Genomic DNA, 18,218 nt, shown 5'->3' on the forward strand with positions numbered 1-18,218 from the left:
ATTGATTAAAATAGATAATTAAATATCATAATATTCTCTCTTAAAATCTACCACCCGCCACTAGCGCCCCCCCCACCGACACCTCCGCCGCCGAAACCGCCACCAAAGCCGCCACCGCCGCCGAAACTTCCGCCACCGCCAAAGCTTCCGCCACCACCTCCAAAACCACCACGTCCAAGGCTACTGAGCACAATAATATCTAATAGACTTCCGCCGCCTCCTTTACCACCGCCTTTGCCACCTTTGCGGATTAAAGCGAGAATAATAATGATAAAAACGAAGATGATAAAAAATGGAAATTTGCCGTTATCTTTTTTTTCAAAATCGCGGTCTTCCTTAAATTCGCCTTTCAAGGCTGCAAAAATTGCATCACTGCCTTTGTCGAGCCCTTCATAATAATTCCCAGCTTTAAATTCAGGAATCATTATTCGGTTGATGATTCGTTCAGACATTAAATCGGTAATTCGGTATTCAATGCCGTAACCCGTATTTATATCTACTTTGCGGTCGTCTTTTGCCAGCGTGATTACAATTCCGTTGTCTTCACCTTTTTGACCGATTTTCCATTTTTGACCCCATTCTGCCCCGAGCATGGAAATATCTTCCCCGTTAGTAGAACCAATAATAATACAAACTATTTGCGTGCTCGTGGAATCTGCATAACGAATTAATTTGCTTTCCAGAGCAGTTTTCTGTGAAGGAGTAAGCAGGTTTACATAATCATACAGTGAAGTCTGAACCGAAGGAACCGGTGGAATATCATATTGAGCCGAAACATTTTCAGAAAAAAATGAAATGGCAATTACTACAAATAGAATTTTATATTTCTGAAGAAATAGTTTCATTAATTTTTTTTACGGGATACTGATTATTGTGAACTGACTACTAAATTAACCTACCGAAATATCATCTGGAAGTTCGTTCTTGTCGTCTTTTTTGTGAGGGAAATGTTTTTTCAACTGTTCTCCAGCTTTCAAAATTCCTTCCACCAAACCTTGTTTCATATCGCCATTTTTGAAATGGTTTATGATAATATCTTTGGTGCTTTCCCAAAAATTCTGGCCAACGATATCGTTAATGCCTTTGTCGCCCATTATTACAAGCGTACGGTCTTTTACAGCTACATAAATGAGCACACCGTTGCTTTCTGCAGTATTTTGCATATTCAGCATATCAAATACTTCTGCTGCTCGGTCAAAGGCATCAATAGCTTCGTGGGGTTCTTCTGCGGAAATGGAAGTTGGTTCCAAATGCACCCGAATTTCGCCTGAAGTGTTTTTTTCAGCAATACGAATAGCTCCAACAATGACAGCTTCTTCTTCCGAAGTAAGAAAATCTTCTACTTTAGACATTATTTTTTATCTTTTCCAAAGTCAAAATCAACTTTTGGTGCATTTTCACTGCCAGCATCTGCCTTGAAATATGCTTTTTCGTGGAAGCCTAACATACCCGCAAACATTTTTGTGGGAAATTGATTTACTTTTGTATTAAACTCACGCGCAGTGTCATTAAACCTATTTCGCTCAACGTTTATGCGGTTTTCGGTACGTTCCAGTTCGTTAATCAATTCCTTGAAATTTTCATTAGCCTTTAAATCTGGATATCTTTCAAAAACGGCCAACAAGCGCGAAAGAGCGGAGGTAACACCTGCCTGTGCTTCTTGGTATTGCGCTAATTGTTCAGGTGTAATATTCGTTGGGTCAATAGTGACAGACGTTGCTTTGCTTCTAGCTTCAGTTACAGCAATTAAAGTTGACTGTTCAAATTCGGCATAACCTTTTGCGGTGCTTACTATATTTGGAATAAGATCTGCACGGCGTTGGTAAGAACTTTCCACATTTGCCCATTGGGCTGTTGCATTTTGGTCCAGTACAACCAGTTTATTGTTTAGGCTGGCCATATAGGCGCCAATGAGAAGAATAATGCCAAGAATAATAATAATGGGTAACCATTTTTTCATGATGCGATTAGTTTTTAGAGTTGTTCTTTGATTTTTAAAAGTTCTGCTTTTACTGATTCCAATTTACGTATAATATCAAACTGGGCTAGTGTTTTTTGTTTGTTTTCCTTTAAATGAATTTTTGCTCCTTCCAGCGTAAATCCACGCTCTTTCACCAAATGATAGATCAGTTCCAAATTTTTTATGTCCTGTGGCGTGAATTTTCTGTTGCCTTTGGCGTTTTTTTTTGGTTTCAATGCGTCAAATTCCTTTTCCCAAAAACGTATCAGCGATGTATTCACGCCAAAAGCCTCGGCTACTTCGCCAATGCTATAATATAATCTTTCGGGTAGGTCTATGTGCATTTTTTAAGTAATCTATTTTTAGTTGTAAGCTTTGAAAGATTAGTCTAAAGACTGATTTTCCTGTTGTGCTTTTGTAAGTATTTCTGCAAATTCTTCCGCAGTTAAGCTTCCGTAATAAAAATTTATCGGGTTAATGCGTTCACCATCCTTAAACACCTCATAATGGCAGTGCGGTGCCTCACTTCTTCCAGTACTGCCCACAAAACCTATAATGTCTCCCCGCTGTACCTTTTGTCCGGCGCGAACATTATATTTATACAAGTGTCCATAAAGACTTTCGTAGCCGTAACCGTGGTCGATTACAATGTGGTTTCCGTAGCCAGTGGCGGTATTATCTGCTCGCGAAATAACACCATCACCCGTTGCATAAACAGGGGTTCCGCGTGGAGCGGTAAAATCCATTCCGTAGTGAAACTTTCTAGCTTTTGTAAAAGGGTCTGTTCTGTAACCATATCCTGAAGCCATACGGGTTAAATCTTCATTCTTTACTGGCTGGATTGCAGGAATGGCAGCCAAAAGTTTTTCCTTTTTTTCTGCAAGTTTTGCTATTTCATCTAAAGATCTAGATTGAACCACAATTTGCTTCGTCAAGATATCTAGGTTTCGTGTTGCGTTAATAATCAATTTTGAATTATCAAAGCCCTCCAAATCCTTGTAACGGTTTATCCCACCAAAACCTGCTTTTCGCTGCTCTTCGGGAATGGGGTTTGATTCAAAATAAACGCGATACAAATTGTTATCGCGGTCTTCCACTTCCGCTAAAACTGCTTGGGCTTGATTCATTTTTTTATTCAGAAGTTCAAACTGAAGCTCCATATTGTTTAGCTCTCGTTGTAATGATAACTCCTTTGGGGTCTGAACAGATGGAAGGTTTATATAAATAAGAAGCAGCAAAAAACCACTTAGAAACATTCCCAAAAGACTAAGGACGAAAATCTTCAGTTTTCTCCCTTTTTTCTTTTCTATTTTTCGGTACGAAAGCGTTTCACTATCGTAATAATATTTAACCTTAGACATGCGTTAAAAAATTGCTATTTTTGCGCGTTGCTTGTTGGCGCGAATTAAATGTAACGTTTTACAAATATAGAAATTGTTTACCAGTGCGCCCAACCCTTAATTTTAGCATAAATTTATAACAAATGAAGTCTAAGGAAATACGTTCCCAATTTTTAAAGTTTTTCGAGTCAAAACAACACCTTATTGTACCATCGGCTCCAATGGTTGTAAAAAATGATCCAACCCTAATGTTTATCAATAGTGGCATGGCCCCGTTTAAGGAATATTTTTTGGGAAATGGAAAACCCAAAAACAACCGAATTGCAGATACACAGAAATGCCTTCGCGTTAGCGGAAAGCATAACGATTTGGAAGAAGTGGGAATGGACACCTATCACCACACCATGTTCGAAATGCTGGGAAACTGGAGTTTTGGAGATTATTTCAAAAAAGAAGCCATCGAATGGGCATGGGAACTTTTGACCGAAGTTTTAAAAATTGATAAAGACATTCTTTACGTCACCATTTTTGAAGGCGACGAAAGTGAAGGTTTGGAACGGGATACTGAAGCCTACAATTTGTGGAAACAATTTGTTCCCGAAGACCGAATTTTAAATGGCAACAAAAAAGACAATTTTTGGGAAATGGGTGACCAAGGTCCGTGCGGCCCGTGTAGCGAAATACACGTAGATATTCGCTCAGCGGAAGAAAAAGCGAAAATTCCAGGAAAAGATTTAGTGAACAACGACCATCCGCAAGTGGTAGAGATTTGGAATTTGGTTTTTATGCAATTCAACCGAAAAGCTAGTGGTAGTCTTGAAAAACTACCTTCACAGCACGTTGACACAGGAATGGGCTTTGAACGTTTGTGTATGGTTTTGCAAAATAAACAGAGCAATTATGACACCGATGTTTTTACACCTTTAATTCGTGAAATTGGTGCAATAACAAATTCAAAATACGGTAAAGACGAAAAGAAAGATATCGCCATCCGCGTAATTGCCGATCACATTCGTGCCGTTGCATTTTCAATTGCAGATGGGCAATTGCCAAGTAATACTGGTGCTGGTTATGTAATTCGTAGAATTTTAAGAAGGGCAATCCGTTACGGATTTACGTTTTTGGATAAAAAAGAACCCTTCATTTATAAATTAATTGAAACGCTGAGCGCGCAAATGGGCGATGCTTTTCCAGAGTTAATTAATGAAAAGAATTTGATTACAAACGTTATCCGCGAAGAGGAAAATTCTTTTTTGCGAACACTTGATCAAGGTTTGGTTTTGCTAGAAAATGTTATTGAAACCGCAGATTCAAAAGAAATTTCAGGAAAGAAGGCGTTTGAATTATACGATACTTTTGGGTTTCCGATAGATTTAACGGCTTTAATTCTTCGTGAACGCGGGTATTCTTTAAATGAAAAAGAGTTTGATGCTGAGCTTAAAAAACAAAAAGAACGTTCTCGCGCAGCTACCAAAGTAGAAACTGGCGATTGGGTTGTTTTGGAAAAGGATGATGTGGAGGAATTTGTGGGGTACGATACTTTGGAGACTCAAGTAAGAATTACGCGTTACAGAAAAGTAGAAAGTAAAAAGGACGGCGAAATGTACCAGCTTGTTTTCAACTTAACCCCTTTTTATCCAGAAGGTGGAGGCCAAGTAGGCGACAAAGGGTATTTGGAAGCTACGGATGGTGGCGTAACTTACATTGTTGATACCAAAAAGGAGAACAATTTAATTATTCATTTTACGAAAACGCTTCCACGAAACCCAACAACCACTTTTAAAGCGGGAGTAGACGAAAAACAGCGCAGCCGAACCGCATCAAACCATACTGCAACGCATTTACTACACCAAGGATTGCGAAATATTTTGGGCGAACATGTGGCGCAAAAGGGAAGTATGGTTCACAGCAGAAATTTGCGTTTTGATTTTTCACACTTTGCTAAAATGAATGATGAAGAATTAAAGCAAGTTGAGAATTTTGTAAATGCAAGAATCCGTGAAGGAATCGCTTTGGAAGAACGAAGAAACATTCCATACCAGCAAGCTATTGACGAAGGTGCTATTGCTCTTTTCGGTGAAAAATATGGTGATGCCGTTCGAGCAATAAAATTTGGAAAATCGATGGAATTATGCGGTGGAACGCACGTACCCAATACAAATGATATTTGGCATTTTATAATCACTTCTGAAGGCGCGGTTGCTTCTGGAATTAGAAGGATTGAGGCCATTACTGGAGATGCCGCAAAACAATATTTTATTGATAGAAGTGAATCGTTTGCAACGCTTCAAAAATCCTTGAACAATGCACAGGATCCTGTAAAAGCTGTAGAAAGCTTGCAGGAAGAAAACAACAATCTGCAAAAACAGATTCAGCAATTGTTAAAGGACAAAGCGAAGAATTTAAAAGGCGAATTGAAAGCTGAAATAGAGCAAATAAACGACATAAATTTCCTCGCAAAAAAGATTGATTTGGATGCTGGTGGAATGAAGGATTTAGCTTTTGAAATGGGTGGTGAAACCGAAAATCTGTTTTTGATTTTTGGATCAGAACACGAAGGCAAAGCGATACTGGCTTGCTACATTTCGAAAGAATTAGCTACTGAAAAAGGACTTGATGCTGGAAAAATTATCCGTGAACTTGGAAAATACATTCAAGGCGGTGGCGGTGGACAGCCATTCTTTGCAACTGCGGGTGGAAAAAATCCCGGGGGAATTGATGAGGCGTTGGAAAAAGCACAGGAATTTATAAAGTAACAGTTTGCAGTGGCAGCTTGAAAACTGATTACTGCAACTGCAAACTGAATACTAAAAAATGAAACTTCAAACCGAAATACCACTAAAGCCCGAAGAATATCAAATAGATTATTCTTCGAAAATTCTTTTATTGGGAAGCTGTTTTTCGGAAAATATTGGAGGAAAGTTTGATTTTTATAAGTTTCAGAATTTGCAGAATCCGTTCGGGGTTATTTTCAATCCAGTTTCCATTGAAAAGCTGATTGTTCGTGCTATTGAAAAAGTTTCTTTTTCTGAGAAAGACATTTTTCATCACAACGAAATCTGGAAATGTTTTGAAGCCCATTCCGAACTTTCATCTTTGGTCAAAGATGAATTTTTAAAGAGTCTTAACTCGGCGCTTCAAAGTTTACGCGAAACACTATTTTCTTCAACTCACATTATTTTTACGTTCGGAACTTCATGGGTTTATCGGGAAAAAGAAAGCAAAGAAGTTGTTGCCAATTGCCATAAACTTCCGCAGAAAAACTTCACAAAAGAGTTGCTTTCCATCAAAGCGATTTCAAAAAGCATTCAAAATATTTTTGATCGAATTTCAGAAATAAATCCAAATGCAACTATAATAAATACGGTTTCACCAGTTCGTCATATTAAAGATGGTTTTGTGGAAAATTCGCTGAGTAAAGCACATTTACTTTCCGCAATCCACCAAACAATTTGTCACCCTGAGCTTGTCGAAGGGCAGCAATCTTCAATCGTTAATCTTCAATTCCATTACTTTCCTTCTTTTGAAATAATGATGGATGAACTGCGCGATTATAGATTTTATGCTGAAGACATGATTCATCCCAACAAAACTGCAATCGAAATTATTTGGCAAAAATTTTTCACCGTGTGGATTTCTTCTGAAACGGAATCTCTTCAAATGGAAATTGCCTCCATTCAAAGTGGTTTGCTTCATAGACCTTTCAACCCAACAAGTGCAGAACATCATCAGTTTTTGGAAAATCTTCTACAGAAAATTTCCGCACTTAAAGAACAGCTTCCACACATTCAATTTTAAGGACTACCCTCTGCATCCAAATACTGCTTTCTAAAGAATACGTCAATTGCCCTATTGTGAAACGTTTGCATTTGGGACAATTTTGCTTCAACTAATAATCACGTATCCGCTAAGGCGGAGAATTAAAACCAAGCAAAATGAAAACATTCAACAAAACAATTTTAGTATTGATGGCCGTAGTTGCCATTAGTTTAACTTCTTGTAAGAAAGACGATGACGGTGGCGACGGTGGCGGTGGAGCAGCTTCAGGAACTGTAAGTGCAAAAGTAAATGGGTCCAGTTATAATTCAGAACCACTTCTTACAAGTGCCGTGCGCAGTGATGCTAATGGAACAAGTACTTTATTAATAACGGCTAACACAATGAATGGAAAAAATATTACTTTATCTATTGCGGGAGGTTTTGATGGAGTTGGTTCCTACAATATTGGTGGTGGAGCCAATGTTTTTAACACTGCAAACTATACTGAAATAGATGCTGGCAATCCAACTGATGCTCAAATCTGGACTGCACCTTTTGATACTAGCGTTGCTGGTGAAATAAAAGTTTCTGATATTTCAAGCACAAATATTAAAGGAACTTTTAATTTTCGAGGGAAAAATGCAGATGGCACCTTTAAAGAAATTACCGAAGGTTCTTTCAATGTAAACTTTTAATAAAAGCTATAAAGAAAATCTCTATGTTGAGGTTTTTACGTGGGCCGGGGGCGAAACGCAAGTTTTTCCTCCGGTTTTTTTATTGAGTCGATTAGTTTATGAGTTTAGAAGTTTAAATTTTATTTTTTAACCATTAACCATTAACCATTAACCATTAACCATTAACCATTAACCATTAACCATTAACCATCAACCATCAACCAAAATACGTCAACTGCCCTATTGATTTCACTTTTTTTCTGAAGCATCTTTGAATCATCAACGTATAAAACCACAATTATGAAAACTTCAATTAAATTTTACGCAATGGCTTGTCTTTCTTTGTTTATGACATTTACCATTGCTGCCCAAAAAGCAGAGCAACCGGATTTTCGATATGATACCGGAGCCAAAATAAACGAAATGTCATTAACGCAAGGAGGAACAATGGTTGTTGCTACCAACGATGGTCTTGTGGGGATAAAACCAGGTAGCAACCAACTGTTGTTTAATTTCACAGAATACGGAAGAGTAAAACCAGAGGAGCTTACTTATATTCCCAATGCACCTTATGTAATAGTTTATCAAGGTGGTTTTGCCAATTTGAGCTCTAAAAAAACAGTTATTGATTATATTTCAGGCAAAACGCTTTTTAGTACAGAAAGTAATGGGTGGAAAGATGTTATAACATGCACTGTTATGATGCCTCAAAATAAATTAGTGGTAAGCGGGAATAGAACTTCAAAAGAAAAATATGCACAACAAGTCGCTGTTTATGACCTTAACACTGGAAAAGAAGATTATAGGTTTGATATAGGCGAGCCAGGACGAGTAGGTATAGCGAAAACTTATGCTGTTACAGGAACACCGCTTCTGTTAAAGAATAGTCTGGTTGTGCCAACTTCCCAAGGGGTTTTTAATATGAAGGCTCAAACAGGAGAACTTATTTGGCAAAATGACATGAAGAATATGAATTCACTTGTTGCCGATGCATCAGAAACTGAAATTTATGCTTTTGAACTAGTAAACCAAGGAAAAAATACTCGTATTCACAAACTAGGAATTAACGGCGCTGAGCTTTGGAAAGACGATCATAAAGTAAAAGGGCAAGTAGTGAATTTTGAAATTCTTCCAAATGGTATTGCTGTGGTGAGCAATCAAAGCGATGGCGGCAATGAAAGTGTTTTTGCGCGCAGCAACGAATCTAACATCGCATTTTTGAATGCTTCAAACGGGGAAGATCTTTGGGAGAAAGCACCAAAAACAAAAGGCTACGTTCAGCATTTCTACATAATGGAAGACGGAATTCTTTTCGGAATTTACCAAGGAGGAATCAACAAGATTTCGTTTGATGGACAGACGCTTTTCAAAAAGCCCTTAAAAACAGGAGAGAATATTTTAACGATGGCTGAAACACCACAAGGGTTGATTTATATCACTTCTGAAGATGCTAATATTGTAAACCTTAAAACTGGCGATCAAGTTTGGGACAAACCTTTAAAATATAAAAGAGCTGACGCTGTGAGCTCAACTTTTGATAGTAAAAACAATCGCTATCTTATTAGTGCAGACGAAAACTTATTTGCTGTAGATGCCACTTCTGGTGCTGTAACTACGTTGGCCGAGTCAAAATTTGATGGCAAGGAAGCTCCCTCACACGTAGAAATTAGAGATGGCGGAATTCTATTGACCAGTGATCAAAATATGCTTTTAATGGACTGGAATGGCGGTAAGCAATGGCAAGAATATTACCGTGCGCCGGGGAAAAGTGCTATGGGTGCTATTTTAGCTGCAGTAGCAGCAGTAGCATCGGCAACAACAGCAATGGCTGCTGCAAACTCTTCTATGCAAAACAAATTGGCTGGATATGACAGGCAGTCTGAAATTGATGCCGATCTAGCCGGAGGAATGGCTGCCGCAACGGGAGCGTCAATTGCTGAAATGCTTAAACGTTTCAAAGCAACCGCAGCTACTAAAGACGACCAATTTATACTTACCAAACTTGAAGATGGTGTAGGTCTCGTGAAATTGAGTAAGGATACTGGTGAAAAAGGAAAGGAAATTGTGCTTAAAGACAAACAGCCGGAATATATAGTAGATGAAATTGGAGGGTTGCTTTATTACAAAGCAGATAACAACTCAATTTTTGCGTATGATCTTAAAAAATAATCTACTAGCCAGATTATTTATCAAACCGAGGACGAAGTGAGGAGCGTCTACGGTTTTGAAACCCCATGTTCAACTATGGGGTTTATTTTTTTATCAGTCTTAAATGAAGAAAATCCAGAAGAGAAGACATTAATATCTCAAAATTAAATAAGGCAATTGCCCTATATGGTTAAAAATGAAAATGAGTTATCTTTAGGTTTTAAAACCAAACTCAAAATATGTTTTTTCAAACTGCCATAATCATAATTATACTCAGCTTAATTATTGGGCTTTTGGTTTGGTTCTTTACCGGGAAAAGGGCGTTGGTGCGCATTCACAATGAAGAAATTTCTATGCTTGAAACGGCCATTTCTACCAATCGTTTTCAAATAAATTTTAGAAATTCGAATTTGAACACCTACGATTTTTTAAAGTTCAATCTTAATGAAGCATTAATAGTACAACCGGAAACCCTACTATAAGATATGAAGCGATTTCTTCTTCTCCATTTTCTTTTATTCAGTATTACGGCCACTTTTTCGCAGAATAAACAAATCATTGATTCCATAAATAAACTCTATGTTCAAGGACTTAATATTCCACAGGATTCCATAGTTTCTCTATTTCAAAAAAATTTAAAAGACGCCGAAAAAATCTCATACGAGCTTGGCATGGCTGATGCTTACTCACAACTCAGCTTGGTTTATGGCTATCAAGGCAAATATGAGGAAAGTGCCAAAAGTTCAATTGAAGGAATAAAAATCTATGAAAGACTGAACAAATTAGACAGGGTAGCAGATTACTACGCTGAAATGGGTTACAGCATGAAATACCGCGATTTAAAACAGGCGATTTATTACATGCAAAAGGGAAAAACTGTTGCTGAAGCTAATAATTTTGAGAAAGAATTAAAGGACATTTATAACAATTACGGGGTCTTAAAAGAAATTAACCAAGAGTTGGACAGTGCACTTTATTATTATAACCGAGGTTTAAAAATTAAACTAAAGATTAATGATACCATTGGCATTCCGTATAGTTGGAGCAATATGGCTGGAGTTTATGGTTTGCAGGAAAATTATTCAAAGGCTAGGGAATATTTCAACAAATCGCTTCAGCAACGATTGGTGTGGGCAGATTCGTTAGGAATTGCAGAAAACTACACTCAATTGGGCGAGGTTTTTATGGCAGAAAAGAAATGGAACGACGCAATTCCGTTAATGCATAAATCACTGCCTATTTCGCTTAAAAAACAATACCAAAACCTTACACAGTATAACTACAAAATGCTTTCAGATATATACAAAAAGTTGAATAATACGGATTCAGCTTTGTATTATTTTGAGCAATATTCAACGGTAAAAGATAGTGTGCATAGTATAAAAGTCCAGGAAAGCATCGCTTCTCTTAATATTGAATTTGAAACCGAAAAGAAACAAAATGAAATCCTTCAACAACGCGCTCAATTAGCAGAAAAGGATTTGGAAGTCCGCCGAAAAAACACTTTTATTTTTGGCAGTTTAGGGCTTGCTCTAGTCTTGGGGTTATTGGGTTATTTACTTTACAGTCAGCAAAAATTGAAAAATCGGCAACTTCAAAAGGAGGGTGAGCTAAAAAATGCGTTGGCTAAAATAGAAACTCAAAACAAATTGCAGGAGCAGCGTTTGCGAATTTCGCGCGATCTGCATGACAACATTGGGGCACAACTCACCTTCATCATTTCCAGCATTGACAATCTGAAATTTGGGTTTACAGACATTAGTGAAAAATTGGGCAATAAACTTACCAATATTAGCAATTTCACATCCCAAACTATTTATGAATTGCGCGATACTATTTGGGCAATGAATAAGGAAAATATCACCTTTGAAGACCTGCAGGCGCGAATCGCCAACTTTATAGAGCACGCCAAAAATGCTTCCGACAGAATTGATTTTTCTTTTAATATAGATAAAAATGTTGATCAGACTCACGTTTTTACTTCTGTGGAAGGAATGAATATTTACAGGATTATTCAAGAGGCAGTAAACAATTCTTTGAAATATGCCTCAGCAGATGAAATTGAGGTAAATATTTCAGAAAAGGAAACCCAATATCAAATTGAAATCGCTGATAACGGCAACGGGTTTGACCAAGAAACCATTGAACTGGGCAATGGATTGAACAACATGAAAAAACGCGCGCGTGAAATTAAGGGGACATTTCAAATAAAGTCTTCGAAAAAGGGAACTTCTATTACGTTAAATGCGCCAAAATTACCTTTAGAAAAAATTAATTAATACGGCAATTGCCCTATTTTCTCTGTAATTCTTAAAATGTATTTTTAGTATCTTTATAAACAACTAACCAACCAAAGATGCTTAAAATTGCAATAGTTGACGATAATACCTTCCTCATAAATGCGGTAAAGGAAAAACTTTCCTTTTTTGACGACATCACGGTAAAGCATACTTCATTAAATGGTAGCGATCTTCTTACCAAACTTGAGGAAAATCACAACCTCGATTTAATTTTGATGGATATTGAAATGCCCGTTCTCAACGGCATTGAAACCACGCAGATAGTAAAACAGAAATACCCACACATCAAAATAATTATGCTCACCGCATTTGATAACGATGAACATATTTTTAATGCCATAAAAGCAGGTGCAGACGGTTATCTGTTGAAAGAAATAAACCCAAAAGATTTATACGAAGGAATCGTTGAAACCTTAAATGGCGGAGCGGCAATGAATCCTTCCATCGCAATGAAAACTTTGAAATTGCTCAGAAACCCAATTGATATTCAAAATCCTCGCGACCAAGAAGAAATTTCACTTTCCACACGCGAAGTTGAGGTTTTGGAACAACTCAGTAAAGGCTTGAGCTATACCGTAATTGCCGATCATCTTTTTCTTTCGCCCAGCACCGTCCGAAAACACATTGAGAATATTTACAAAAAACTTCAGGTGCACAGTAAGATTGAGGCGGTCCAAAAAGCGCGTAATCACAATATTATTTAAATTTTCCTTTCTAAAAATAGTTGTAGTTTTATGTTTCATTTCTGAAAAAAAACTTCGGAAGTTTACATTATCACTATGAAAAAACTATTCTACTTTACACTCTATTTTCTTTTATTTTATTCACTTTCAGTGTTTTCACAGGAAAAAAACCCTGTAATTGAAAATATTCAAAAAGAAGCTTACGAAAACTCACAACTTGAAATTCTCGGTCACGAATTACTTGATGATATTGGTCCGCGATTGGTAGGGACACCCCAAATGCAACAGGCTCATGACTGGGCCGTATCAAAATATAAAACTTGGGGCATTTCCGCAGAAAATCAGCAATGGGGCGAGTGGAAAGGTTGGGAGCGTGGTATAACGCATATTGATATGGTTTATCCAAGAGTGCAAACTTTAGATGGAACGCAATTAGCGTGGAATCCCGGCACTTCTTCAAAAGGTGTAACTGCAGAAGTGATGGTGCTGCCAGAAATAAAAGACTCAATTTCTTTTAAAAATTGGCTGCCGAACGTAAAAGGAAAATTTGTGATGATTGCGATGAAACAACCCACAGGAAGACCAGACGAAAATTGGAAGGAATTTGCAACCCCAGAATCTTTTGAAAAAATGAAGAGGGAAAGGAGTGAACAGGCTAAAGCTTGGAACGAAAATATAAAGCGAAGCGGATACGACAGAAGAAGTATAATTCCCGCTTTGGAAGAAGCTGGCGCAGTTGGAATAGTTGATTCCTATTGGTCAAAAGGTTTTGGGGTAAATAAAATTTTTAGTGCCCGAACTAAAAAAATTCCCTCTATAGATATGGAATTGGAAGATTACACCATGCTTTACAGAATGGTGGAACACGGTGACAAGCCGAAAATCCACGTGGTTGCAGAATCGAAAGATTTGGGAAGAGTGCCAACTTTCAATACAATTGCGGAAATAAAAGGAACTGAAAAACCTGAGGAATATGTAATTCTTTCAGCCCATTTTGATTCTTGGGACGGCGGAACGGGCGCAACCGATAATGGAACAGGAACTTTGGTAATGATGGAAGCAATGCGGATTCTGAAAAAAGTTTATCCAAATCCAAAGCGAACCATTTTGGTAGGGCATTGGGGAAGTGAAGAACAAGGTCTGAACGGGTCTTCTTCCTTTGTAGCTGATCATCCCGAAACTGTAAGCAATATTCAAGCAGTTTTTAACCAGGACAATGGAACCGGAAGAGTTACTAGCATCAATGGTGCAGGTTTTTTGCAATCGTATGATTATATGTCGCGCTGGTTGCGGGCAGTCCCCGATACCATTCGCAAAAATATTGAAATCACTTTTCCCGGCTCGCCAGCACGTGGTGGTTCCGATAATGCAAGTTTTGTTGCAGCTGGAGCACCCGCTTTCAGTTTGAGTTCTTTGAGTTGGGATTACTGGAATTACACTTGGCACACCAATCGTGACACCTATGATAAAATAGTTTTTGACGATGTGCAAAGCAATGTAATTCTCACTGCAATTTTAGCTTATATGGCTTCGGAAGATGATTCAAAAACTTCACGGGAACAAGTTATTTTGCCAATTGATGATAAAACAGGAGAACCACAAACTTGGCCTACGCCAAGGGTTCCTGAAAGAAAAGGTGGGCAATAGTTATTCTTTATATTCCGAAGGACTTTTTCTAACTGGGTTTTTTATTTCGAAGGCACGTGCCAATTGTAGCAATTTTGCTTCTTGAAAAGGTGCTCCAATAAACGTTAGTCCAAGCGGTTCGCCAGTATTTTTATAGCCCATAGGTATCGTTAAACAAGGGTACAAGGCAACCGCTGCATAGGCCGAGTGATAATTGTTTATGGATAAAATAGCGTCAAGGTTGTGTTCTTTCATCGGTTTTTGAAAGAATTCAGTGCCGTTTATTTTCAACGTTTCTTTGATTTTCTGAAAATCTTCTTCGGAAGTTGTGTCTGCAATGATACCGTCAAAAATTCCTTGATCGTAAGGCATTCTATTTAGGCTATCCGTGGCATTGAAGGTCATGATTTCTTCAAGATTTTTAAATTTTATATTTTCTGAAGTATTCATTTTCAGATAAACCGGTAGGTCTTCTTTCATGTCAAGATTTAGCAATGTCAAAAAGTTGGGCAGGTCTATTTCTTCGGGATTATATTCAATAATAATAGCTCCTTCTTTTTGCAATTTTTTTACTGTGGTCGCATAAATGGAATCTGAGAGTAACGACTTCATAACGCCAAGGCGCTTCCCTTTTAGAGTGGTATTTTTAATTTCGTTAATATAATTTGTAGATACAGCAATGGAAGCCGCATCTTCATTATCCTTCCCTTTCATAGCATCTAGCAGAATCGCATTATCAATCACGTTTTTTGTCATTGGGCCAGGTGTGTCGAGTGTGTGTGAAATTGGCACAATACCCGAACGGCTCAAAACGCCCACAGTAGGTTTTAGCCCCACCAAAGAGTTCTGGCTGGAAGGCGAAATAATGGAGCCCGCAGTTTCGGTTCCTACTGCAGCTACGGCATAGTTTGCCGCCACTCCCGTTCCGCTACCGGCACTACTTCCACCGGTTTCAAAAATCATGCTACCGTATGGATTAAGAGTTTGTCCGCCCACCGCGCTATATCCAACCGGACAGCCATTACAGAAAAAATAAGCCCATTCACTCAGGTTGGCCTTTCCTATAATCAAAGCTCCGTTTTCTTTCAATCGCTGAACAATAAATGCATCTTCTGAAGGAGTATTGTCGATTAGCGCCACAGCGCCCGCAGTGGTTTTCATCGCTTTCGTATCAATATTGTCCTTCAATAGAATTGGCATTCCGAAGATTGGATTGTTCTTTGAACTTTTATTTTTGTCGCACTCGCGGGCTTCATTTAGTACATTTGGATTTAGCGCAATAATTGTATTTAACGTCTTTTCCGGATTCAATTCATATTTGTAAATACGTTTTAGGAAAAACAGCGTAAGTTCTTCATAAGAAAATTTGCCTTTGGAAATTTCGCTCTGTAGCGTTGGAATATCTTTATCTAAAATAAGCGGCAACAATGCATCATAACGTTTTTCAGAAAAAGCCTGCACTTCAGAATATAGGGGTTGAAAAACTTGATTTTTATCTAAATATTTAGAAGCTATCAATTTGTATCGCATCCTTTCAATAGGATGATTTTGTTGTTTTTGAATTGTTTCGGTTTCATCCTGTGATTTCCAAAGCGTTTCCTGCGAATACGACTGAAAGGTTACTATGCTAACAAAAGCAAAAAGGATTGCGATATTTTTCATAATAGAAATTTTTACTAAATGTAAAAAACCATCCTGATATTTCAGAATGGTTTTCAATTTCATTTTAAATGGAAAGGTATTTTATAGACCGAAAGCTTTTTTCACGGCATCAACATAATCCAATTTTTCCCAAGTGAAAAGCTCCACTTCTTTTGTAATTTGTCCATTGTACGGACTTTCAAAAGTTTTGGTAATCACTTCGGGATTTCTTCCCATATGTCCATACGAAGCTGTTTCAGAATAAATAGGGTTTCTCAATTTTAATCTTTTTTCAATTGCTGCTGGGCGCATATTGAATATTTCTGAAACTTTTTTCGCGATGTCACCATCTGAAAGTTTTATGTTTTTGGAATTGTACGTATTCACCAAAATAGAAGTCGGTTCCACAACGCCAATTGCATAGGAAACCTGCACCAAGACTTCATCTGCAACGCCAGCTGCAACAAGGTTTTTTGCAATATGTCGCGAAGCATACGCAGCACTTCTGTCAACTTTACTCGGATCTTTTCCGCTGAAAGCACCGCCGCCGTGAGCGCCTTTTCCGCCGTAAGTGTCAACGATAATTTTTCTTCCTGTAAGTCCGGTGTCGCCGTGGGGTCCGCCAATTACGAATTTCCCGGTTGGATTTATATGATAAGTAATATCATCGTTAAATAATTCCTGAACGTATTCTGGCAATTGTTTTTTCACTCGCGGAATCAAAATTTCAACAATATCTTTTTTGATTTTTTTCAGCATCGGCTCGTCTGCATCAAATTCGTCGTGTTGGGTTGAAACCACAATCGCAACTATTTTCTGCGGAACATTATCATCGCTGTATTCAATGGTTACTTGACTTTTTGAATCGGGACGCAAATATTTTATTTCAGAATCTTCACGTCGAAGCGCAGCCAATTCAATCAAAATTTTATGCGAAATATCCAACGCCAAAGGCATATAGTTTTCGGTTTCCTTTGTGGCGTAACCAAACATCATTCCTTGGTCGCCAGCGCCTTGTTCTTCTTTATTTTCACGATCCACACCTTGATTAATATCTTGGGATTGTTCGTGAATTAAGGAAATTACACCACAGGAATCACCGCTGAATTTATAAGCTCCTTTCGTATAACCAATTTTGTTGATCACTTCCCGGGCAATATGCTGTACATCCAGGTACGTGTTGCTTTTCACCTCGCCCGCCAAAACAACTTGTCCTGTAGTAACAAGTGTTTCACAAGCAACTTTACTTTCGGGATCAAAAGCTAAAAAATTATCTAAAAGCGCATCGCTAATTTGATCCGCAACTTTATCTGGGTGTCCTTCAGAAACACTTTCCGAAGTAAATAAATAGGCCATAAAATGTTTTTTAAATTTTAAAAAATTGAAAACGACGCAGGATAAAAAGACGTAAGACGTAAGACTAAAATTATTTCTTAATATGGATTAAATATATAATAGTCTTATGTCATTATTACAGAAGATTTGACGAAAGTGCCGAAGGGTAGTTTTCACTGCCTTTAGCATTTTTTAATGAGGTTGCAATCAGTCAAATCTGTCCTCTTAATTTGTCTTGGGCAAAAGTAAAAAAATTAAATGAATAGCAATTTTATTTGAAGTTTTTTGGCGAAATAATTAGTAGTGGTGCAATACCAACAAGTATGCATCTATGTTATTACTAAAAACCTTATAATCGAATTACCTCCTATTTAGGTAAAAGCTGTTCAATCTTTGCTATCAAATCGGCCATATCAAAGGGTTTGGAGATAAAATCTGAAGCTCCTGCCTTCATGCAGTTTTCTCGTGCGTTGCTAAGTGCAGACATCATTAGTACAGGGGTTTTGGAGGTAGCGGCTGTTTTTCTGATTTTGGCACAAACGTCCGTGCCGTCCACCCCGTAGATAAGTTTGTCCAGCAACACAAGTTTTATGTCATGTTCAATTATATCTTCATTGGTGTGCAGGGGTTTTCTTGACAGCATAACATCGTAGCCGCTAAACCCAAGCATTTCTTCGATCATGATTCCCAAATTGTGATCATCTTCTACTATTAGTATCTTGTTCATTGGGTAGGTTGTTTAGTATAGTTTT

Annotated in this window: 16 protein-coding genes; 8 read left to right on the forward strand and 8 right to left on the reverse strand. The window is 37.8% G+C overall.

The annotated features are described in order from the left end of the window. Positions 1–47 precede the first annotated feature (47 nt). The 5 genes from AEQU1_RS07880 to AEQU1_RS07900 are packed head-to-tail and all read right to left on the reverse strand — an operon-like array spanning position 48 to position 3,321. Positions 48–845, reverse strand: a complete 798-nt coding sequence (locus AEQU1_RS07880; protein WP_111880203.1) for a YgcG family protein — start codon at positions 843–845, stop codon at positions 48–50. Between the two features lie 45 nt (positions 846–890). After that, positions 891–1,352: a TPM domain-containing protein gene (locus AEQU1_RS07885; RefSeq protein WP_111880205.1), complete on the reverse strand. Its 462-nt coding sequence runs from the start codon at positions 1,350–1,352 to the stop codon at positions 891–893. Beyond that, on the reverse strand, positions 1,352–1,960 hold the full coding sequence (locus tag AEQU1_RS07890; protein ID WP_111880207.1) for a LemA family protein: 609 nt from the start codon (positions 1,958–1,960) through the stop codon (positions 1,352–1,354). The genes AEQU1_RS07885 and AEQU1_RS07890 overlap by 1 nt, the downstream gene beginning before the upstream one ends. 14 nt (positions 1,961–1,974) lie before the next feature. Next, positions 1,975–2,304 carry a MerR family transcriptional regulator gene (locus AEQU1_RS07895; RefSeq protein WP_111880209.1) on the reverse strand — a complete coding sequence of 110 codons (330 nt, stop codon included), beginning with the start codon at positions 2,302–2,304 and terminating at the stop codon, positions 1,975–1,977. A gap of 39 nt (positions 2,305–2,343) precedes the next feature. Beyond that, positions 2,344–3,321 carry a M23 family metallopeptidase gene (locus tag AEQU1_RS07900; protein WP_111880210.1) on the reverse strand — a complete coding sequence of 326 codons (978 nt, stop codon included), beginning with the start codon at positions 3,319–3,321 and terminating at the stop codon, positions 2,344–2,346. Positions 3,322–3,443: 122 nt separating this feature from the next. Between AEQU1_RS07900 and alaS the strand changes: the two genes are divergently transcribed. The 8 genes from alaS (at position 3,444) to AEQU1_RS07940 (ending at position 14,511) form a co-directional block, all read left to right on the forward strand. After that, positions 3,444–6,056: an alanine--tRNA ligase gene (alaS, locus tag AEQU1_RS07905; protein WP_111880212.1), complete on the forward strand. Its 2,613-nt coding sequence runs from the start codon at positions 3,444–3,446 to the stop codon at positions 6,054–6,056. A gap of 58 nt (positions 6,057–6,114) precedes the next feature. Next, positions 6,115–7,098 carry a GSCFA domain-containing protein gene (locus tag AEQU1_RS07910; RefSeq protein ID WP_111880214.1) on the forward strand — a complete coding sequence of 328 codons (984 nt, stop codon included), beginning with the start codon at positions 6,115–6,117 and terminating at the stop codon, positions 7,096–7,098. Between the two features lie 137 nt (positions 7,099–7,235). Then, a complete protein-coding gene (locus AEQU1_RS07915; protein WP_111880216.1) occupies positions 7,236–7,754 on the forward strand; it encodes a DUF6252 family protein in 519 nt (172 codons plus the stop codon). 279 nt (positions 7,755–8,033) lie between these two features. After that, a complete protein-coding gene (locus tag AEQU1_RS07920; RefSeq protein WP_111880218.1) occupies positions 8,034–9,902 on the forward strand; it encodes a PQQ-binding-like beta-propeller repeat protein in 1,869 nt (622 codons plus the stop codon). A 218-nt stretch (positions 9,903–10,120) separates the two neighbouring features. After that, entirely contained in the window at positions 10,121–10,363 is a 243-nt protein-coding gene (locus AEQU1_RS07925) for a hypothetical protein (RefSeq protein ID WP_111880219.1), read from the forward strand. A gap of 3 nt (positions 10,364–10,366) precedes the next feature. Further along, positions 10,367–12,160, forward strand: a complete 1,794-nt coding sequence (locus tag AEQU1_RS07930; RefSeq protein ID WP_258455228.1) for a sensor histidine kinase — start codon at positions 10,367–10,369, stop codon at positions 12,158–12,160. Positions 12,161–12,237: 77 nt separating this feature from the next. Beyond that, positions 12,238–12,885: a response regulator transcription factor gene (locus tag AEQU1_RS07935; protein WP_111880221.1), complete on the forward strand. Its 648-nt coding sequence runs from the start codon at positions 12,238–12,240 to the stop codon at positions 12,883–12,885. Between the two features lie 75 nt (positions 12,886–12,960). Beyond that, entirely contained in the window at positions 12,961–14,511 is a 1,551-nt protein-coding gene (locus AEQU1_RS07940) for a M20/M25/M40 family metallo-hydrolase (RefSeq protein WP_111880223.1), read from the forward strand. Here AEQU1_RS07940 and AEQU1_RS07945 read toward each other — a convergent pair whose 3' ends face one another. From AEQU1_RS07945 to AEQU1_RS07955, 3 genes are all read right to left on the reverse strand, one after another. Further along, entirely contained in the window at positions 14,512–15,834 is a 1,323-nt protein-coding gene (locus AEQU1_RS07945; protein ID WP_408730902.1) for an amidase family protein, read from the reverse strand. Between the two features lie 399 nt (positions 15,835–16,233). Next, entirely contained in the window at positions 16,234–17,487 is a 1,254-nt protein-coding gene (metK, locus tag AEQU1_RS07950; RefSeq protein ID WP_111880224.1) for a methionine adenosyltransferase, read from the reverse strand. A 346-nt stretch (positions 17,488–17,833) separates the two neighbouring features. Continuing rightward, positions 17,834–18,193, reverse strand: coding sequence for a PleD family two-component system response regulator (locus AEQU1_RS07955; RefSeq protein WP_111813817.1), 360 nt, complete (start codon positions 18,191–18,193; stop codon positions 17,834–17,836). Positions 18,194–18,218 lie beyond the last annotated feature (25 nt).

The sequence above is a fragment of the Aequorivita sp. CIP111184 genome (assembly GCF_900489465.1).
Lineage (GTDB): Bacteria > Bacteroidota > Bacteroidia > Flavobacteriales > Flavobacteriaceae > Aequorivita.